16 protein-coding genes are annotated in these 21,252 nt (G+C 42.1%); 15 read left to right on the forward strand and 1 reads right to left on the reverse strand.

Features of this window, described 5'->3' with window-relative positions; all coding sequences use genetic code 11:
* Nucleotides 1–7 precede the first annotated feature (7 nt).
* The 13 genes from H4J61_RS04340 (at nt 8) to lpxC (ending at nt 16,392) form a co-directional block, all read left to right on the forward strand.
* Nucleotides 8–1,771 (forward strand): penicillin-binding transpeptidase domain-containing protein, encoded by a 1,764-nt coding sequence (locus tag H4J61_RS04340; protein WP_182183963.1) that lies wholly within the window; start codon nt 8–10, stop codon nt 1,769–1,771.
* Nucleotides 1,764–3,377: a UDP-N-acetylmuramoyl-L-alanyl-D-glutamate--2,6-diaminopimelate ligase gene (locus H4J61_RS04345; RefSeq protein ID WP_182183965.1), complete on the forward strand. Its 1,614-nt coding sequence runs from the start codon at nt 1,764–1,766 to the stop codon at nt 3,375–3,377. Before H4J61_RS04340 ends, H4J61_RS04345 begins: the two co-directional genes overlap by 8 nt.
* Entirely contained in the window at nt 3,374–4,774 is a 1,401-nt protein-coding gene (gene murF / locus H4J61_RS04350) for a UDP-N-acetylmuramoyl-tripeptide--D-alanyl-D-alanine ligase (protein ID WP_182183968.1), read from the forward strand. Before H4J61_RS04345 ends, murF begins: the two co-directional genes overlap by 4 nt.
* Nucleotides 4,774–5,856, forward strand: a complete 1,083-nt coding sequence (gene mraY / locus H4J61_RS04355) for a phospho-N-acetylmuramoyl-pentapeptide-transferase (RefSeq protein WP_182136598.1) — start codon at nt 4,774–4,776, stop codon at nt 5,854–5,856. The genes murF and mraY overlap by 1 nt, the downstream gene beginning before the upstream one ends.
* Nucleotides 5,857–5,866: 10 nt before the next feature.
* Complete coding sequence (gene murD / locus H4J61_RS04360) at nt 5,867–7,261, forward strand: UDP-N-acetylmuramoyl-L-alanine--D-glutamate ligase (protein WP_310650031.1); 1,395 nt, start codon at nt 5,867–5,869, stop codon at nt 7,259–7,261.
* Complete coding sequence (gene ftsW, locus H4J61_RS04365; RefSeq protein ID WP_182183970.1) at nt 7,261–8,523, forward strand: cell division protein FtsW; 1,263 nt, start codon at nt 7,261–7,263, stop codon at nt 8,521–8,523. The genes murD and ftsW overlap by 1 nt, the downstream gene beginning before the upstream one ends.
* Nucleotides 8,516–9,622, forward strand: coding sequence for an undecaprenyldiphospho-muramoylpentapeptide beta-N-acetylglucosaminyltransferase (murG, locus tag H4J61_RS04370; protein ID WP_182136596.1), 1,107 nt, complete (start codon nt 8,516–8,518; stop codon nt 9,620–9,622). Before ftsW ends, murG begins: the two co-directional genes overlap by 8 nt.
* Nucleotides 9,623–9,696: 74 nt before the next feature.
* A complete protein-coding gene (murC, locus tag H4J61_RS04375) occupies nt 9,697–11,103 on the forward strand; it encodes a UDP-N-acetylmuramate--L-alanine ligase (protein ID WP_220461186.1) in 1,407 nt (468 codons plus the stop codon).
* The gene (locus tag H4J61_RS04380; RefSeq protein WP_259363101.1) at nt 11,103–12,038 is read left to right on the forward strand and encodes a D-alanine--D-alanine ligase; all 936 of its coding nucleotides are present in this window, start codon (nt 11,103–11,105) and stop codon (nt 12,036–12,038) included. Before murC ends, H4J61_RS04380 begins: the two co-directional genes overlap by 1 nt.
* A 15-nt stretch (nt 12,039–12,053) precedes the next feature.
* Nucleotides 12,054–12,821 carry a cell division protein FtsQ/DivIB gene (locus tag H4J61_RS04385; protein WP_259363088.1) on the forward strand — a complete coding sequence of 256 codons (768 nt, stop codon included), beginning with the start codon at nt 12,054–12,056 and terminating at the stop codon, nt 12,819–12,821.
* Nucleotides 12,822–12,826: 5 nt separating this feature from the next.
* The gene (ftsA, locus tag H4J61_RS04390) at nt 12,827–14,062 is read left to right on the forward strand and encodes a cell division protein FtsA (RefSeq protein ID WP_182136593.1); all 1,236 of its coding nucleotides are present in this window, start codon (nt 12,827–12,829) and stop codon (nt 14,060–14,062) included.
* 112 nt (nt 14,063–14,174) lie between these two features.
* Nucleotides 14,175–15,338 carry a cell division protein FtsZ gene (gene ftsZ, locus H4J61_RS04395; protein ID WP_182136713.1) on the forward strand — a complete coding sequence of 388 codons (1,164 nt, stop codon included), beginning with the start codon at nt 14,175–14,177 and terminating at the stop codon, nt 15,336–15,338.
* A 136-nt stretch (nt 15,339–15,474) separates the two neighbouring features.
* The gene (lpxC, locus tag H4J61_RS04400; RefSeq protein ID WP_182136592.1) at nt 15,475–16,392 is read left to right on the forward strand and encodes a UDP-3-O-acyl-N-acetylglucosamine deacetylase; all 918 of its coding nucleotides are present in this window, start codon (nt 15,475–15,477) and stop codon (nt 16,390–16,392) included.
* Between the two features lie 653 nt (nt 16,393–17,045).
* On the opposite strand, the gene H4J61_RS04405 is transcribed toward lpxC, so the two are convergent.
* Nucleotides 17,046–17,507 carry a DUF721 domain-containing protein gene (locus H4J61_RS04405; RefSeq protein WP_182183977.1) on the reverse strand — a complete coding sequence of 154 codons (462 nt, stop codon included), beginning with the start codon at nt 17,505–17,507 and terminating at the stop codon, nt 17,046–17,048.
* A 76-nt stretch (nt 17,508–17,583) separates the two neighbouring features.
* On the opposite strand from H4J61_RS04405, the gene H4J61_RS04410 reads away from it, so the two are divergent.
* Together H4J61_RS04410 and secA are read left to right on the forward strand one after the other, a co-directional pair.
* Complete coding sequence (locus H4J61_RS04410; protein ID WP_259363089.1) at nt 17,584–18,432, forward strand: M23 family metallopeptidase; 849 nt, start codon at nt 17,584–17,586, stop codon at nt 18,430–18,432.
* A 139-nt stretch (nt 18,433–18,571) separates the two neighbouring features.
* On the forward strand, nt 18,572–21,250 hold the full coding sequence (gene secA / locus H4J61_RS04415) for a preprotein translocase subunit SecA (RefSeq protein ID WP_182183982.1): 2,679 nt from the start codon (nt 18,572–18,574) through the stop codon (nt 21,248–21,250).
* Nucleotides 21,251–21,252 lie beyond the last annotated feature (2 nt).

Here is a 21,252-nt window from a genome sequence, read left to right on the forward strand (position 1 = left end):
CACGGGTATGGCAATGAAAAAACCAGCACAACATAATCCAAACACGGTAGCATGGCGTTTTTACGTTGTGCTAGCTGCTGTTGTGCTTATTTATGCTGGCTTGATGGCCCGTACCGCATACATTCAAGTGTTTGAACCCGACATGTTGAAAAAACAGGGCGACAATCGCTCGTTGCGTACCAATACTAAAACGGTGCAACGAGGCTCGATTGTTGACCGTAATGGTCATGAGTTAGCCATTAGTGTGCCAGTAGAAACCGTTTGGGCTGATCCTAAAATTATTTTTGATACTAATGCCTTGTCTATGACAAAACATTGGCAGGCTTTGGCTGATGTCTTGGGCCAAGACGTTAGTGAATTAAAAGCAAGGGTAACTGAAAACGCAAGTAAACGTTTTGTTTATATTGAACGTAAAGTTGCCCCCGCTATGGCGGTTTACATTCAAGAATTGAAAATTCCTGGCATTCATTTGCGCAAAGAATCTAAACGCTTTTATCCGGCGGGTGAAATAAGTGCTCATCTCGTTGGCTTCACCAATGTTGATGATAAAGGCATTGAAGGAGTTGAGCGCGTTTATGATCAACTGCTGACAGGCGAAAATGGCGAGAAACAATATCGTAAAGACGCCAAAGGTCGAAAAATAGAAATATTGTCGGTCAAAGCGGCCACGCCACCAGAAAAAATCACCTTGAGTATAGATCAACGTATTCAAGCACTCGCTTATCGTGAATTAAAGGGCGCAGTGAAGGCGTTTAAAGCGACATCAGGTTCGGCAGTGGTCACCAATGTCAATACCGGTGAAGTTTTAGCGTTAGTAAACAGCCCGTCATATAACCCAAATAATCGCTCTGGTGTTGCCATTCATCGTTTTCGTAACCGCGCTATTACCGATATTTATGAGCCGGGTTCAACCATGAAGCCACTAACGGTATTAACCGCCTTGGAATTTGGCAGTATAAAAAAAGATAGCATTATTGATACTTATCCCGGTTGGATGCGCTTAGGTGGCAGTCGTGTTTCTGATCCACGTTACCTTGGTAAAATTACCCTTTCAGAATTATTGGTACACTCTTCTAATATGGGCACCACTAAGTTGGCGTTATCTGTACCAAAAAATTACCTTATCGATAAATTTTTTGATGCGGGCTTTTCTGAAGACACAGGTACTGGCCTGGTCGGTGAAAGTTCGGGCATGATGCACGATAGGCCGCGTTGGTCAAAATTTGAGTTAGCTACTTTGTCTTGGGGCCACGGCGTAGCCATTACCCCTATTCAGTTGGCGCGTTTTTACACCACATTAGCCAATGGCGGTATTAAAATGCCCTTAACGATTTTAAAGCAAGATGCAGCATCGCTAGCGAAGCAAAAACAGGAGCGTATTTTCTCAGCTGAAAATAGTCAAAATGTTGTCGAGTTGTTGGAAAATGTGGTTAATCAACACTATACCGTTGCAAAAGTAGATGGTTATCGCGTGGGCGGTAAAAGTGGCACAGCGATTAAAGCATTTGCCGGTGGTTATGGTGATGATTATGTTGGCCTGTTTGCCGGTATAGCACCGATCTCAGATCCCGAAATTGCCGTGGTAGTGGTGATTAATGATCCCGGTGGTGATTTATACCATGGCGGTGAAGTGGCTGCGCCAGTTTTTTCACGAATTATGAAGGGCACACTACGACTACTTAATGTGCCGCCTGATGACAACACGCGAGTATCTTCGGTGCAAGCAGAGCAAAAAGCGAAAAATTCACCTAAGGAGCGTGACCATGTCTGATCACGCTTTAACGGTTTCAAATCAAGCCATAAACGTTGCTGCTAAAAACCTTGTTGCTATCGAAGCAGTATTAAGCTTGGGTGAAATATCGCTAACAGCAAATGATTTGACTCAACTTAAAGCGACTTTTAATCAGCAAACTAGTGCTACTAAGGCTAATTTAGTCAACGATACACGAGCACTTATTGCCGGTGATGTATTCTGTGCGGTTATTGGCAGCTTACGCGATGGCCGCGAATATATTGCTCAGGCGCTGGCCGCAAATTGTGCGATGATATTGCAAGAAACTACCGAGTCATCAGAGCATGGTCAACTCACTTGGTGTCAACAGGCATCAGGTAATGCGATACCTGTGTTAAGTTACTATCAACTTAACCATGAGCTATTCGAGCTAGCAAAAGCGTTTTATAACGCGCCCCAGCAATATTTAAATATCATTGGTATTACCGGCACTAATGGCAAAACCAGTACCAGCCAAATTATTGCCAACTTATTAGATGCTTGTCAGAAAAATTGTGCGGTTATCGGCACTAATGGTGCTGGCAAGCTTGCGCACTTAACAACCATTGAAAACACGACGCCGAGTGCGACAGAGCTGCATCAACTACTGGCGTTATTTGCGGAAGAAAAAATTACCGATGTAGCAATGGAAGTATCATCCCACGCCCTAGCGCAAAAACGCGTCAGTGCAAGCCTATTTAACACCGCAGTTTTCACTAATTTAAGCCGTGATCATTTAGATTATCATCAAACCATGACCGAATATGCGGCGGCTAAGCGAGCAATATTTAGCTGTGATGGTAAGCAAGTTGCCGTTATTAATGGTGATGACCCCCAAGCGCAAAGTTGGTTAACCCATTGGCCAAAATTACAGCCTGTTGTAGTTTATGGTCGAGGTGAAAATATCACTAACTTTACGCGCTTTGCCCAAGCATTTAATGTTGAGCATCACACTAAGGGTGTCAGTTTCACGCTCAACACTGAGCAAGGCCAAGCTGAAGTTCGTAGTCAGTTGTTAGGTGATTTTAATGTTGAAAATCTTTTAGCGGCGATTGCCGTATTGATGGTCGAAAATATAGCACTAACCACTATAGTTAGCGCGATTAACCAACTAGTGCCGATTATGGGCCGTATGGAAGCCTTTTCGTCTGCGGGTAAACCGACCACTGTGGTCGATTATGCTCATACCCCCGACGCATTATCTAGTGCGTTAGACGCCTGTCGCTTGCACTGTCATGGCAAGTTATGGCTAGTGTTTGGCTGTGGTGGTGATCGTGATGTGGGTAAGCGGGCATTGATGGCGAAGGTGGCAGAAAGTAAAGCCGATCACATCATCATTACCAACGACAATCCACGCAGCGAAGACCCTGAGGCTATTGCCGCCGATATTATTGCTGGCTTAGGAAAAACCGCTCGCTTTGAAAAAATATTAGATAGAAAAACCGCGGTATTAATGGCATTAAAACAAGCAGATGCTCATGATGTCATTCTTTGTGCTGGTAAAGGCCATGAAGACTACATCATTTTTGGCAATGAAAAACGTCATTATGATGAACGCGCCATTGTAAAAGCATTCTACTCACTAGAAAAAGAGCTAACGTTATGATCTCGTTATCCTTAACTGAGTTATCGCAAGCTGTTAACGGCCAATTAATCGGTGAAAACCTGACCATTAATGCCATTAGTACCGACAGTCGAGCATTAAAGGCCGGTGATGTTTTCTTAGCCTTGCACGGACCAAATTTTGATGGTCACAAATTTTTAAGCCAAGCCAGCGAACTTGGCTGTAGCGCTGTTATTGTTCAGCAAGCTCAAGACAAGCTTAATATTGCGCAAATAGTGGTGAAAGACACCCATCAAGCATTAGGCGACATTGCGGCTTATGTTAAAGCAAAAGTGGCGCCAAAAACCGTGGCAATCACCGGCAGTAGCGGTAAAACCACGGTAAAAGAAATGGTGGCGGCGATTTTAAATCGTTTAGGCAATGTGTTAGCCACAAAAGGAAATTTTAATAACGATATCGGTGTGCCGTTGACCTTATTACGACTAGAGCAAAAACATGACTTTGCGGTGGTCGAATTAGGCGCTAATCATATTGGCGAAATTGCTTATACTGCTGCGCTGGTCAAGCCAGATGTTGCCATGATTAATAATATCGCCGCGGCCCATTTAGAGGGCTTTGGCGATTTATGTGGAGTCGCCCGAGCGAAAGGTGAAATTTTTTCTGGCTTAACCGCCGGTGGTGTGGCGATTTATAACCAAGACACCCCGTGGGCGGATAAGTGGCAATGGCGTTTAACTGACAAACAAGTACGGCGTTTTTCCTGTCAAGGCAGTGCAGATTGTTATAGTCATCAAGAAGTTTTAGATGATAACGGCTGTGCGAGTTTTCAGTTAATAACGCCAATCGGTAATACTTATATTGAACTCACTGTGCCAGGCCACCATAACGTCTGCAATGCGGTTGCGGCTGCAACGATAGCGTTAGAGTTTGGTGCCAGTTTAGATGATATTCGCTTGGGTTTAGCTGCTATGGCTGCGGTGAAAGGGCGTTTGAATCTACATCAACTGAGTAGCAAGATTAAGCTAATCGACGATAGCTATAACGCCAATGTTGAATCAATAAATGCCGCGTCAGATTTATTGGCGAGCTACCCAGGGCGCAGGATACTTATTCTCGGTGATATGGGGGAATTAGGTGGTGAAGCACGTCGTTACCATCAAGAAGTGGGTGAACATGCAAAAAGTAAAGAGATTGATGATTTGTTGACCTTAGGCGTATTAAGTCAAAATGCCTCTGACGCTTTTTATCGAGGGCGCAATACACAGGCACAACATTTTAGTAGCAAAGAAAAACTCATGTCACGTTTACAACAGTTACTTCAAGATGAAGAACAGCAAGTGACATTATTAGTTAAAGGTTCGCGCAGTGCTCATATGGAATACGTAGTGGCTGATATTATTAAATGGCATAACAGTCAGACTATGCAGGAGCAGGCATAATGTTACTTTGGTTAGGTGAGTATCTCACCCCGTATTATTCATTCTTTAATGTTTTTTCTTATTTAACCTTTAGAGCGATCATATCAACGCTTACCGCCTTGATTATCTCGTTATATTTTGGTCCTAAATTGATCCGTGCCCTGCAAAATATGCAGATCGGCCAAACGATTCGTGACGATGGTCCAGAAAGTCATTTAGTAAAATCGGGTACGCCAACCATGGGCGGGCTCCTGATCTTAGCGTCAATTGTGGTCAGTGTTTTATTGTGGGCTGACTTAACCAATACCTATGTTTGGGTGGTGTTATTTGTGTTGGTCAGCTTTGGCTTGATTGGTTTTGTTGATGATTACCGTAAAGTTATTCGCAAAGACTCCAATGGGTTAATTGCCCGTTGGAAGTATTTTTGGCAAACCGTAGTCGGCTTAGCAACCGCTATATTTTTATACCAGTTTGCTCAAGGCCCTGAAGAAACTACGTTATTAATTCCCTTCGTTAAAGATGTGTTGCCACAGTTAGGCTTGCTCTATATCGGCTTAGTCTATTTCGTGATTGTCGGTACCAGTAATGCCGTTAACTTAACTGACGGTCTTGATGGTCTAGCGATTGTGCCAACTATTATGGTGGCAGGGGCGTTTGCGATATTTGCTTATATGACAGGTAATGCCAATTTTTCTGAGTATTTACATATTCCACACATTGCTTTAGCCAGTGAACTTGTGGTGGTTTGTACCGCTATTGTTGGTGCTGGTTTAGGTTTTTTATGGTTTAACACTTACCCTGCGCAAGTTTTTATGGGTGATGTTGGCTCGCTTGCTTTAGGCGCTGCGCTAGGCGTTATTGCTGTCTTAGTTAGGCAAGAGTTAGTGCTATTTATTATGGGCGGCGTTTTTGTGATAGAAACGCTCTCGGTTATTTTGCAGGTAGGCTCATACAAGTTGCGCGGGCAACGAATTTTTCGTATGGCGCCCATTCATCATCATTATGAGTTAAAAGGTTGGCCCGAGCCAAGAGTGATTGTGCGCTTTTGGATAATTTCTTTAGTCTTAGTCTTGGTTGGATTAGCAACCTTGAAATTAAGGTAAAAATAAACGCGTGAATAAACAATTGCACCAGTCGGTAACGACGCAATTAGCCAATAAGCGAATCGTGATCTTAGGAATTGGGATCACGGGCTTGTCGTGCGCGCGCTTTTTACATCGCCATCAAATTTCTTTTGCTGTAAACGACAGCCGAGCAATGCCTATTTCTCCCGGTGATTTTAAACAGCAATTTGCTGATAATACCTTAGTGCTTGGTCATTGGGAGCAAGCATTAATAGCCCAAGCCGATATTTTGATTGTTAGCCCAGGCATTAATATGGCTGAGCCGGCTATTCGTAATGCCATGGCTAAAAATTGTGATGTTATTGGTGATATTGAATTGTTTTGCCGATTAAGTGATACGCCGATATTAGCGGTTACTGGCTCCAATGGTAAATCTACCGTTGTTTCAATGTTAAATTACGTTGGTAATGCTCTAGGTTACCGCGTGCAGTTGGGTGGCAATATTGGTCTACCAGTACTGGATCAAATAGATCAAGAAGTTGCCGATTTTATTGTGTTAGAGCTATCGAGTTTTCAGCTTGAAACAGTAAAAAGTATGAAGGCATTGGCCGCGACTGTATTGAACTTAAGTGACGATCATTTAGATCGTCACAAAACCCTTGAAAATTATGGCGCAATCAAACAAAGCATTTATCAACACTGTAGCTATGCGCTTTATAACCGTGATGACAAGGCTACTCTGCCTAACGCCTGTTATAGCGATAGTCAGCGGTTAAGTTTTGGTAGCGAACCCGCACAAAATGGTGATTTTGGTCTTGCAGAGCATCAGGGTATCAGCCACTTAATGTTAGGTGACCAGCCATTATGTTCTTTAGCTGAATTGCCATTACAAGGTCTTCATAATGCGTTAAATTATTTAGCCGTATTGGCGTTAGGAAAATGTGCCGGTTGGGATTTAAAAGCCATGTTGGCAAGCTTAAAGACCTTTAAAGGCTTAGCACATCGTTGTGAAGTGATTGAAACAAACGATGGTATTCGTTGGATTAATGACTCAAAAGCCACCAATGTTGGCGCAACACTGGCCGCCATTGAAGGATTAGCGCCCACCTTACCTGCGAATAAACTGGTTTTAATTGCCGGCGGCGATGGTAAAGGTGCTGATTTTTCTCCATTATCTCAAGCATTAACTCAACACGTAGATTACTTGATCACGCTCGGCAAAGACGGACCTGCTATTGCCGCATTACGCTTACCAAGCCAAGCCGATAAAACCTCGCACGTTGATTCGCTAGCCGCAGCAGTAACACTGGCCAGAACACAGGCAAAGGCCGGCGATATGGTTTTACTCTCCCCCGCCTGTGCCAGTTTAGATATGTTTGCTAACTACGTTGAACGGGGCGTGGTATTTATCACCTCAGTATTAACGCATCAGGAGCAAAGGTAATGTCGCTATCTTTTGCTAATTTATCACAATGGGCCTTACCGCCATGGTTGCAAACCGATGAAAGAACGGTAGAAACCTTTGACCGTAGCTACATAATACTTGCGTTTAGTATGTATATAATTGGCTTAATTATGGTAGCAAGTTCATCAATGCCGATTGCTGAACGTTTATTTGACAACCCGTTTCATTTTATTGTTCGTCATATGATTTATATCATACTCAGTCTGGGTGTTGCCGCCTTTACCTTGCAAATACCTATGCATCGTTGGCATGAATACAGCAGTAAGTTGCTGTTAATCGCTGTTATTTTACTTGTGGTTGTTTTAGTTATAGGTCGAAATGTTAATGGTGCTACCCGTTGGATTAGCGTTGGACCGATAACGGTACAAGCCGCAGAGCCGGCTAAACTTTTTTTCTTTTGTTATTTGTCTGCTTACTTAGTTAGGCGCCGTAATGAAGTAATGGAAAATATTAAAGGCTTTGCCAAGCCTTTAATGGTTTTTGGTCTATTAAGTGGTTTGTTATTAATGCAGCCTGATTTAGGCACCATTATTGTGATGTTTGTTACCACGTTTGGTTTGTTGTTTTTAGCCGGTGCAAAATTATGGCAGTTTATTGCTATATCAGGTGTAGGTATCACTTTATTGACCATGTTAGCGTATTTCTCGCCTTATCGTTGGGCACGAGTAACCGGCTTTCTCGACCCATGGAAAGACCCTTTTGGTAGTGGTTATCAGCTAACTCAATCACTGATGGCTTATGGTCGCGGTGAAACATTTGGTCAAGGCTTAGGTAATAGCGTACAAAAATTAGAGTATTTGCCTGAGGCACATACGGATTTTGTTATGGCTGTATTGGCAGAAGAGTTTGGTTTTATCGGTATTAGTGTTATTTTACTGTTAAGTATGACCTTGGTTTTTAAAGCTTTACTGCTAGGTCGAAAAGCGGTTAATCAAGAAAAGTATTTTGAAGGTTTTTTTGCCTATGCCATTGGTATCTGGTTTTGCTTTCAAGCAGCGGTTAATATCGGTGCGAGTGCAGGCGTAGTGCCAACCAAAGGCTTAACAATGCCGCTGATTAGTTATGGTGGTAGTTCAATGATTATTATGACCCTTGCTGTAGTGATTTTGATTCGCATTGACCACGAAATTCGCTTGCAAAGTATTCAAGCCACTAGTCGCACGACTGGTGATCATAAAGACAGCAATAAGAAACCCAGAAAAGTGCATCAAACAAAAATTATTGAGAGCGAAAATGACTGAACAGACAAGTCATGAAGTAAAGCGCCCAACCCTGCTAGTGATGGCAGGTGGAACCGGTGGTCATATATTTCCAGGTATTGCGGTTGCACAAGCCCTAGTAAAACAAGGCTGGAACATCCATTGGCTTGGTACCGCTGAGCGTATGGAAGCGGAATTGGTACCAAAAAATGGTTTTCCCATTTCATTTATCAATATGTCTGGCGTACGTAATAAAAACTGGCAAACGTGGTTGAAAACACCGTTTAAAATTTTGCAATCTGTACTGCAGTCAATTCAAATACTGCGCAAGGTTAAGCCTGATGCGGTGCTTGGGATGGGCGGCTATGCCAGTGCACCGGGTGGTGTGGCAGCATGGTTATTAGGTATTCCCTTGGTATTACATGAACAAAATGCCGTTGCGGGCATGAGTAATCGCTTTCTGTCGTATCTAGCCACCAGAACGTTAAGTGCGTTTCCGGGCGCATTTAGCAATCGAGTCACCTCAAAGGTGGTTGGCAACCCATTGCGTAGCGAGATTATCGCTATTGAAACCGTGATGCCTGAAAAACCGGCCACCAGCAAAAAAGTATTAGTTGTGGGTGGCAGTTTAGGCGCGAAAATACTCAATGATGTTGTGCCACAAGCGATGAAGCAAATTAAAGTACAAAGTATTGATGTGTGGCATCAAACCGGTGGCGGCAATGAACAGTCAGTGTTAAAAAGTTATCAAGATTACGGTTTACCAGAAGAGAAGGTTAAGGTAACAGAGTTTATTGATGATATGGCAGCAGCCTATAAATGGGCTGACGTAGTGATTTGCCGAGCGGGCGCACTCACTGTGTCTGAATTAGCGATGGCAGCAAAGCCCGCTATATTCGTACCTTTGCCACATGCGGTTGATGATCATCAAACCAAGAACGCTATGTATTTGGTTAACTGTGGCGCGGCAAAGTTAATTGTTCAAAAAGAATTTAACGGCACCACACTAGGGCAAATGCTTAATAGTTTGTTTATATCCGACAAAGTGCTGCAGCAGATGTCTAAAGCTGCACACAACGCTGCCCATGCTGATGCCACTAACCTGGTAGCAACAGCTTGTATTGAGGTGGCAAAAACATGAGTAAAGCAATGACAACAGCAAGTAACAGCGATGCAAGATTACACAATACAACATCAAATAATGCCAGTAACAGGATGCCGGAAATGCGTCGGGTTAAAACCATCCACTTTGTGGGTATTGGTGGTGCGGGTATGGGCGGTATCGCTGAAGTTTTGCTAAATGAAGGTTATCAAATTACCGGATCTGACATTGGTGAAAACCAAGTCGTTAAGCGCTTAACATCCTTGGGTGCAAAAATCACCTTAGGTCATCATCAAGATAACGTAAACGATGCGAGCGTTATTGTGGTGTCAACAGCAATTAATGCTGAAAATCCAGAGCTGCTTGCTGCACATCAACAACGTATTCCTGTAGTGCGTCGCGCTGAAATGTTGGCAGAGCTTATGCGTTTTCGCCACGGTATTGCCATTGCGGGCACCCATGGTAAAACCACCACTACAAGTTTAATTGCCAGTATTTTTGCTCAGGCAAATTTAGACCCCACTTTTGTGATTGGGGGCTTACTTAATAGCGCGGGCACCAATGCGCGTTTAGGCAGTAGCCGTTATTTGATTGCAGAAGCGGATGAAAGCGATGCGTCTTTCTTACATCTACAACCTATGGTTTCTGTGATCACCAATATCGACGAAGACCATATGGAGACTTATCAAGGTGATTTTGAAAAACTTAAAGACACCTATATTGAGTTTCTCCACAACTTACCTTTTTATGGTTTAGCCGTGGTGTGTTTAGATAATCCAGCGGTGCGAGAAATATTACCGCGCATTAGTCGCCAGGTTATTACCTATGGTTTTTCTCAAGATGCTGATGTAAGAGCCACGCAATATCAACAATCAGCCGGCGTTAGTTCATTTGTTGTTGAGCGCAAAGACTACGCACCCTTAGCCATTAGCGTTAATTTGCCAGGTGAGCACAATGTGTTAAACGCCTTAGCAGGTGTGGCCGTTGCCATTGATGAAGGTGTTGCCGATAACGCTATTCAGCAAGCTTTACAAAACTTTGCTGGTATTGGTCGACGCTTTGAACAATTAGCAACTTTACGCACTGAGCAAGGCGAAATGATGTTCATAGATGATTATGGTCATCACCCAACAGAAGTTAAAGCCACTATAGCGGCCATGCGAAATGGCTGGCCTGAAAAACGCTTGGTGATGGTATTTCAACCCCATCGCTATTCGCGTACTCGTGATCTTTATGAAGACTTTGTCGAAGTGTTATCTGAGGTAGATTGCTTATTTTTACTTGATGTTTATGGTGCGGGTGAAACGCCCATTGCCAATGCCGACAGTAAAAGTTTAGCGCGCAGTATTCGTCAACGCGGCCAAATTGAACCGATTTATGTCAGCGACAGTGACAAGTTAGCTGAATTATTGGCAGCGCAGTTACGTGACAACGACATGGTTATTACGCAAGGTGCTGGAAATATCGGTACTATTGCCAGTAATTTAGCGACAGATAAAAAATTAACGGTGGCACTATGATGAAGCCTTTAATCGAGCAAAAATTAGCCGTCTTATATGGTGGTACATCAGCAGAAAGAGCGATATCACTAAATTCTGGTAAAGCGGTTGCAAAAGGCTTAACCGAAGCCGGTTTTAATGTGCAATTAATTGATACCCAAAATTATTGCTTAAGTGATTTAGCAACACTGGATATTGACCGTGTTTTTATTGCCTTACATGGTCGTGGTGGCGAAGACGGTTGTGTGCAAGGTGCGCTGCAATATATGAATATACCTTACACCGGCTCTGATGTGCTTGGCTCTGCACTATCAATGGACAAAATTCGTAGCAAGCAAGTATTTCAAGCGATGAACTTACCTACGCCTGCCTTTGCCATTGTCAGTAAAACTGACTATCAAATGGGCGACGCGGCAAAAATTTCACAGCAGTTAGGCGCTGTTGTTATGGTTAAACCTGCCAATGAAGGCTCAAGTATTGGCATGTCAAAGGCAAATACTAGCGAAGAATTGCATCAAGCACTTATGGCCGCGTTTAACTACGACCAACAAGTATTAGTAGAAGCTTGGGTGCAAGGCCCTGAGTATACCGTCGCCATTCTGGGCCAAATACCTTTGCCAGTGATTCATATGGAAACGCCGCACGATTTTTATGACTACGATGCGAAATATAAATCAACTAGTACGCAATATCATTGTCCGTGTTCATTATCAGCAGATGATGAGGCAGAGGTACAAAATATCGCCTTGCGAGCTTTTAATGCCACCGGAGCAAAAGGTTGGGGCCGGGTAGATATTATGCGCAATGGCCAAAATCAATGGCAGATATTGGAAGTTAACACAGTACCTGGTATGACAGAAACGTCATTAGTACCCAAAGCCGCTAAAGTTCACGGCTTAAGCTTTAGTGAATTAGTGACAGAAATTGTCGCTATAAGCGCACAAGGGGCTTTGTAAAATATGGTTGCGGCAATGAACAAACAACTGCCTTTAAAGGAAGAAGTAGCAAACTTACACTGGTCATTTTGGCTAGGTGTTGCGTTTTTCGTTGCTGTTATTGTCGCTATATTATCCTTCGGTATTTTTCTGAACAAAAATTTAAGTTCAGAAGAGTCAGCGCCGGTTACCTCAATTGCGATTGCCGGTGAAATGCCATATACCACGCGTTTAGATATTGAACGTGCGATAGAACAAGTTAATTTAGGCAATTTTTTTAATTTAGATGTTAATGATGTTCAGCAAAAAGTGGCTAAGTTGCCATGGGTTTATTCCGTTTCAGTACGGAAAAAATGGCCGGATGAATTGAAAATTTATGTTGTTGACCAAAAACCTATTGCCCACTGGAATGGTGACTTTCTACTTAACGCTAATGGCAAAGCGTTTCAGGCTGATGTGCAGCGTCTGGTCAAACAGTTACCGGCATTTTTTGGTCCAGAGGGCAGTGAACAAATAGCCTTAGAGAACTTTATAAACTTGAACAAGCTATTAGATTTTAGCCAATTAGCCATTGATGAATTAGTACTAACTGAGCGTTTTGCTTGGCAGTTAATCTTAAATGATGGTGTCACCATTAATTTAGGACGTGATAATCGTGTAGAACGCATACAACGTTTTATGGACATTTATCCGGAAATAAAATTGAATAAAAAGCAGGATCAACAAGTCGATTATGTTGATCTGAGATACGATACTGGTCTAGCCGTTGGTTGGAAAGCCGCGAATAATAAAGAAAGAGTTTAGCCTTAATGCCAAAAATAACTGAAAGAAATTTAGTGGTTGGATTAGATATTGGAACGTCAAAAATTTCAGTAGCCGTTGGTGAAATCACGCTTGACAACCAGCTGAGTATCGTTGGTGTTGGTAATCAACCGGCACGTGGTATGGATAAAGGTGGCGTTAATGATTTAAACCTAGTTATTCAGTCAATTCAACGGGCTATTAATGAAGCTGAATTGATGGCTGACTGCCATATTACCTCGGTATATTTGGGTATTTCCGGTAAGCATATTAGTTGTCAAAACGAGAACGGTATGGTGCCTATTAACGACAAAGAAGTTATGCAAGATGACGTTGATAACGTTATTCATACCGCCCGTTCAGTCCCTATTTCTGCAGAGCGTCGCATGCTACATGTTTTGCCACAAGAATATAGCATTGACTGTCAAGACGGCATTAAAAGCCCGATTGGTATGTCAGGTGTACGAATGGAAGCGAAAGTTCATATCGTGACTTGTGCCAATGACATGGCAAAAAATATTGTTAAATGTGTTGAACGTTGCGATTTAAAAGCGGATCAACTGATTTTTTCGGCGCTGGCTTCTAGTTATGCAATATTAACAGATGATGAAAAAGAGCTGGGTATTTGTATTGTTGACATGGGCGCCGGCACCATGGATATCGCGGTTTTTACTGGCGGAGCTTTACGCCATACCGCGGTAATTCCCGTAGCGGGCAACCAAGTGACTAGCGACATTGCAAAAATTTTCCGCACGCCATTAAGCCACGCAGAAGACATTAAAGTTCAGTATGCTTGCGCATTACGCCAAATGGTGAGTATGGAAGAAAATATTGAAGTCCCTAGTGTCGGTGGACGTCCTGCGCGGTCTATGTCACGTCATACATTAGCAGAAGTTGTTGAGCCTAGGTATCAGGAATTATTTGAACTGATCCAAGAAGAATTACGTGAATCTGGTTTAGAAGATCAAATTGCTGCAGGTTACGTGTTAACCGGTGGTACAGCCAAAATGGAAGGTGTGGTTGAATTTGCAGAAGAAGTGTTTCAAATGCCAGCACGCGTTGCCAAGCCTTTTGATGTTTGTGGATTGAAAGAGTATGTCAACGACCCCACATATTCAACGGTAGTTGGCTTGCTGCATTATGGTATGCAGGCGCATCAGCAAAAAAATAAAGAGCAAAAGAAAAGTGAATCAGTCAGGAGCATCGGCTCTAAAGTACTCGCTTGGTTTAAAGGTGAATTTTAATTAGCTGCTTTGGCCGCTAGTTAGACCCATGCCAATCATTTAATGGCCTAGGTCTTAGAAAGTAAAAAGAGTTTTGGTGGAACAAAACGTAACAAAAATTGGAGATAATAAAATGTTTGAATTAATGGAAGATCATAACGAAGAAGCAATCATCAAAGTCATCGGTGTTGGTGGTGGTGGTGGCAATGCGGTAGAACATATGGTGTTACAAACCATAGAAGGTGTTGAATTTATCACCGCAAATACCGATTCACAAGCACTACGCAATTCGGGCGCTGATGTGACTTTGCAGCTAGGCCATAATGTTACCAAAGGTCTAGGCGCTGGCGCTAACCCTGAAATTGGTCGTCTTAGTGCAGAAGAAGACAGAGAAACCATCAAAGAAGCACTTAAAGGTGCAGATATGGTATTTATCGCCGCAGGTATGGGCGGAGGTACAGGCACAGGCGCCGCGCCTGTGGTTGCTGAAATAGCGAAAGAAATGGGTATTTTGACCGTTGCGGTAGTGACTAAGCCATTTCCATTTGAAGGCAAAAAACGGATGAATTATGCCGATCAAGGCATTGAGTTTTTATCAAAAAGTGTTGACTCACTGATCACTATTCCTAATGAGAAACTATTAAAAGTATTAGGGCCTGGAACCAGTTTGTTAGATGCTTTTAAAGCAGCCAATGATGTTTTATTAGGCGCAGTTCAAGGTATTGCTGAACTTATTACTCGTCCGGGACTCATAAACGTTGATTTTGCCGATGTTAGAACCGTGATGTCTGAAATGGGCACAGCGATGATGGGCTCAGGTACAGCATCAGGTCCGGATCGTGCAGAAGAGGCAGCAGAAGCTGCAATTTCAAGTCCATTACTTGAAGACGTTGATTTGGCAGGAGCTCGCGGCATATTGGTTAATATTACAGCCGGTATGGATATTAGTATTGATGAGTTTGAAACTGTTGGTAATGCCGTTAAAGCCTTTTCTTCTGAAAACGCCACTGTGGTTGTTGGTGCAGTTATTGACCCGGAAATGACAGATGAACTACGAGTCACGGTTGTTGCCACGGGTATTGGTGCGGATCGCAAGCCTGATATTACGCTAGTTAACCCAACACCGATAGCAGAGCCACAAGTGGTTGGTGGTGATTATACACCAAGCGCGCAGCCAGAGTTATCGTCAAACCCGGTCACTATGCCAGAAGCAAATGCTCAAGCGCAAAGAGTAACAGCAACAGAGCTTGATGATTATTTAGATATTCCAGCATTTTTACGCAAACAAGCAGATTAATACGTGTTAGTGAAGTTAATTGAATGCTGCTAAAAATTTGGAATTTTGATTTTGTTAGGCTTTTTTGATATATTACGTCTCCGCATATTCAGTGGCGGCTAATTGATACAAAAATATAGGCTTAAGAAGGCTATTTATGATTAAACAACGTACGTTAAAAGAAAGTGTCTCTGCTATTGGTGTAGGGCTACATAAAGGTGAAAAGGTGCAGATTACTCTCCGTCCTGCACCCGCTAACACCGGTATTATTTTTCGCCGAGTTGATTTAGATCCCGTTGTCGATATCCCCGCGACACCGGAAGCTGTGGGCGAAACTACCTTATGTACGTGTTTAGTGAATGAGCAAGGTGTTCAGATTTCCACCGTCGAACACTTGCTTTCTGCTGTTGCAGGCTTAGGTATTGACAACCTTATTGTTGAGGTTGACTCATCTGAAATTCCAATTATGGATGGCAGTGCTTTACCCTTTGTTTACTTAATTCAGTCGGTTGGCATTGAAACGTTAAATGTTGCTAAACGTTTTTTACGTATTACAAAAGCAATACGTGTTGAAGAAGGCGATAAATGGGCAGAACTAAAGCCTTATGAAGGCTTTCGAGTCAATTTTGCGATTGAATTTGAACACCCTGTGATTGTAAATACTTGTCAATCGATGAGTATGGACCTTTCAAGCTGTTCATTTATCAAAGAAATTAGCCGTGCGCGTACTTTTGGTTTTATGAAAGATATTGAGTTTTTACGCTCTCATAATTTAGCCCTGGGTGGCAGCTTAGAAAATGCCATCGTGCTAGACGAATACCGTATGCTTAATAAAGATGACCTGCGCTATGACGACGAATTTGTAAAACATAAAATTCTTGATGCCATTGGCGACTTGTATATGGGTGGTGTGAGTATTTTAGGTGAATTAAATGCCTTTAAATCTGGCCATGCTCTCAATAACATGTTGTTACGCGAAGTATTTAAACAAGTTGATTGTTTTGAATGGGTGACGTACGAAGATACGATTGAATCACCTATTGAATTTCAAGAGATTAATGCGGCTGCTTTTTAATACTGCCGTTTAATCGCAAAGTCCCATAAATTAAACCAGTCAATGTACTGGTTTTTTTATGTTCAGATGTTCATAGCCATCTCGGTAATTACTTCTGCATCACTCTACTGACTTACATCCGTGTAAGAACCTAGCTCCACAACGTTAGTGCCGCCATTCACGTCGATGAAGGGTATGTTTATGTTGCGTTGACATATCTGTGAAGAAGGCATAGATATGGCTAAATCTTACCAGTTTGACGACATAAATGCTGAGCTATAAATAGCTTTGATTTTTCAGCTGACAATGGCAACTAAAAGAAAACTGCTTTTACTTTACTGCTTTGTTGGATTTTTGAACATTAGGTTATGTGTTCGCTGAACGGTTGACGGACTAAAGTCCGACCTACAAAATCTCACTCACGACTACAATATCACCTACAAGATTCAAAATACCGAGTAGTCGTTCGTAGTCTCAATCTAGGCTGGACGTTAATCCCTCGGCTTGATGTCTTAACGGTGGCAGCTGAACAGCCAATATTAATGAATATTGCACAAAGAAATATAACCTTTATTGCTTTTATCAGTGTTACTGCTGCAATAAGCTATGGCTAAAGTACATTCCTAAAAGTGATGGATAAGCTTAAGAGTGATAAGTAAGTTGCGTATATCAAACTATTTATTAGCGTGTGCAGCCAGTTTTTCGAGTTTCTTACGTAAACTCTCGGGCGCAGTTGCCGCTATTTTTAATAAATCTGCGGCAGTAGCAGCTGAAATTGTTGAATTAATAGCGTTGGGGATAACCGTTTTTTCGGGCACTTTATGTCGAAAAGGCGTGATCTTTATCTCTATTTGATTAAACTCATTGTTGGTCACTTGGGCTAATTCACGACAAATATTCATTCTTTCAAATTGTAAACGTTGGCTCCAAACAGCTGATTTTACCTCAATAATAATAGCATTGGCTTTAAAGTTGGCTATTTTGAAGACATCGGCTGGTAGGTCGGGGCAAATTTGGCGTACAATGTCCGACAATACGGTTAAAGAGTTGGTTTTTGCGGCTATTTGTGCCAAAGTGCCTGACGTTGAATTAAACAGCGCTGACATGTCTGTGGGGATTCTAGATTTTCGTGCCATAAGTCAGCTCTGAACAAACGATAAATGAAATATGAGTTTAACATTACTATACCGTGGAAAGAACGTTAGATTTTCAATGAAGCTAAATAAGCTGCATTGGTTATCTGCTCTCGTTGCCTTTGCCTTGGTTTCTGGCCTCATTGTGCATTTAATTGCTTCAGCAGATGACGTACCACAAAATCCGGCTTATCTCCTGTCAAGTTTACCCACTATTGATAACCTTAAAGTCAACAGCCAAGTAACCGCAGTAACCATGAAATTGGCCGAATTACAAAGCCAAGTGTTGAGGTTAAATGCTTTAGGCGATCGCTTAGCAGAAGAAGCTAGCATTCCAGACAATGAGTTTAATTTTCAACAAGCGCCGCCTAGCGGTGGCCCAATGTATCAGGCCGATAGTGTTAAGCAAAAAAGTTTAGCCGAATTGAGCCAAGGTATAGATACATTGGCAGAAACACTCGAACATGAAGAAAAACAATTAAAAATGCTTGAATCTGTTAGTTTTGGACACCATATAGAGAATACTCGGTATTTATCTGGTCGACCAATTACTAAGGGTTGGTTGTCATCGTATTTCGGATTACGTAAAGACCCTTTTAATGGTAAACCTGCCATGCATAAAGGTGTTGATTTTGCGGGCAGTGAAAATGATGACATTATTGCCACGGCATCAGGTGTGGTAAGTTGGGCGAGTTCTCGTTACGGTTATGGTAATTTAATTGAGATTAATCATGGTGATGGTTTAAAAACTCGCTACGGTCATAATAAAACCATAGCAGTATCAGTTGGTGATGTAGTTAACAAAGGTCAAGTTATCGCGAAAATGGGCAGTACAGGGCGCTCGACAGGGCCGCACGTACACTACGAAATTTTACGTAATAACCGACAAATAGATCCAAGCAAATATGTTTATCGCAAAGCAAAATAATGCAAAATAATAACTTTTGCTCTAATTTCAGTTGTTTAAAATAGAACTGGCATTACAATACTAAGCAAGTTTATGTGATCGGCTCAACCGATCATTTTATTTTCAGTTGAAGATATTCTTCTCAATATGGTTTAACACGATGTTTGTAAATATAATGACAAAACTGTTTGGTAGTCGAAATGATCGATTGCTTAAACAAATGCAGAAAGAAGTAAGTAAGATTAATGCCCTAGAGCCGGTTTTTGAGGCACTCAGTGATGAAGAACTAAAAGCAAAAACACCTGAGTTTAAAGAACGTATTGCACAAGGCGAAGAGCTTGACGCTCTGCTTCCTGAAGCTTTTGCGGTAGTACGCGAAGCGAGTAAACGGGTATTTGGTATGCGTCATTTTGACGTGCAAATGATCGGCGGCATGGTGCTCAATTCTGGTAAAATAGCGGAAATGCGTACCGGTGAGGGTAAAACACTTACCGCCACCTTACCGTCTTATTTAAATGCACTAACCGGTAAAGGTGTGCATGTAATTACGGTCAATGACTATCTTGCTAAGCGAGATGGTGACTGGAATCGGGCATTATTTGAATTTTTAGGCATGACGGTGGGTTGTAATGTCGCGGGTATGGCACCAGAAGATAAGCAAGCCGCTTATAATTCGGATGTTACTTACGGTACTAACAACGAATTCGGCTTTGATTATCTGCGTGATAACATGGCTTTTTCACCAGAAGAGCGGGCACAAAAACCGTTAAATTTTGCGGTTATCGATGAAGTCGACTCGATATTAATTGATGAAGCACGTACACCGCTCATTATTTCTGGCCAAGCAGAAGATAGCTCAGCGCTTTATCGTAATATCAACCTCGTTGTACCCACACTAGTACAGCAGGAAGAAGAAGATAAAGAAGGTGAAGAAAGTACCGGTGACTTCACTATCGATGAAAAAGCCAAGCAAATTTATTTAACTGAGCTTGGTCAAGTTCGTATCGAAGAAATCATGCTCGAAAAAGGCTTGATGCAGCAAGGAGACTCACTTTTCTCAGCAGCAAACATTACCTTATTACATCATGTTATGGCCGCGTTACGTGCACATAAGTTATTTCAAAGAGACGTTGATTACATCGTAAAAGATGGCGAAATTGTTATTGTTGACGAGCATACCGGACGTACAATGGAAGGTCGTCGTTGGTCAGAAGGTTTACATCAAGCTGTTGAAGCAAAAGAAGGTGTAGATATTCAAAACGAAAATCAAACACTGGCGTCAATTACCTTCCAAAACTTTTTCCGTATTTACAATAAACTGTCAGGAATGACAGGTACTGCCGACACTGAAGCGTTTGAGTTTAATCATATTTATGCTTTAGAAACCGTAGTTATCCCAACAAACCAGCCAATGGTACGTAAAGATTTACCTGATTTAATTTACTTAACAGGTGAAGAAAAGTTTGAAGCCATTTTAGAAGATATTAAAGATTGTGTTAAGCGTGGGCAACCCGTGTTGGTGGGTACCATCAGTATTGAAACTTCAGAATTTTTGTCGTCATTCTTAAAGAAAGAAAAAATTAAGCACAAAGTACTTAACGCTAAGTTTCATCAACAAGAAGCTGAAATTGTTGCTGATGCCGGGAAAATTTCCGCAGTGACTATTGCCACTAACATGGCGGGTCGTGGTACCGATATAGTACTGGGTGGTAACTTAACCACTACACTTGAAAAGCTAAATAATCCCAGTGAAGAGAAAATTGCTGAAGTTAAAGCGGCTTGGCAAGTAGAGCATGACAAAGTATTAGCCGCCGGTGGTTTACACATTGTTGCGACAGAGCGTCATGAATCTCGTCGTATTGATAACCAATTGCGTGGTCGTTCGGGTCGCCAAGGTGATGCGGGTTCAACACGTTTTTACCTGTCAATGGAAGATAGTTTGATGCGAATTTTTGCTTCAGAGCGTATCGGTAACATGATGCGTAAACTTGGCATGGAGCACGGCGAAGCTATTGAACACCCTTGGGTAACTAAGAGCATTGAAAACGCGCAGCGTAAAGTAGAAGGTCGTAACTTTGACATTCGTAAACAATTACTTGAATTTGATGATGTTTCAAATGATCAACGTAAAGTTATTTACGAACAACGTAACGAATTAATGGATGAAGCGGATATTGCTGACGTGATTACCGCTATCCGTGCTGACGTGGTTAATGGCCTAATTGGCCAACATATTCCGCCACAATCGTTAGAAGAAATGTGGGATATTACTGGCTTAGAAGAGCGCTTTAAAGGCGAACTTACGCTTGAACTTCCTATTGCAAAATGGCTAGAAGAAGACAGTAATTTGCATGAAGACACTTTACGTGAAAAAATCTTAGATACAGTTGATGCCAGTTATGCAGCCAAAGAAGAAATGGTGGGTGCTGAGGTTTTACGTCAATTTGAAAAAGCTGTTATGTTGCAAAGCTTAGACTCGCATTGGAAAGAGCACCTAGCGGCGATGGATCATTTACGTCAAGGCATTCATTTACGTGGTTACGCGCAAAAGAACCCGAAACAAGAATTTAAACGTGAGTCGTTTGAACTGTTTGCTGAGTTGCTTGATAACTTAAAATACGACGTTATTGGTATCTTAAGTAAGGTACAAATCAGAGCAGAATCTGATGTTGAAGCCGTTGAAGAGCAACATAGAAAAGCCGATGAATTGCCCAAAGAGTTTAAGCATGAATCAGCTTCAGCGCCAGAACAAGCAACCTTGCCACGTGTGGGTCGAAATGAACCTTGCCCATGTAACTCAGGTAAGAAATATAAGCAGTGCCACGGTAAATTAACCTAAGC

This window comes from Colwellia sp. MB3u-4 (assembly GCF_014077065.1).
GTDB lineage: Bacteria > Pseudomonadota > Gammaproteobacteria > Enterobacterales > Alteromonadaceae > Cognaticolwellia.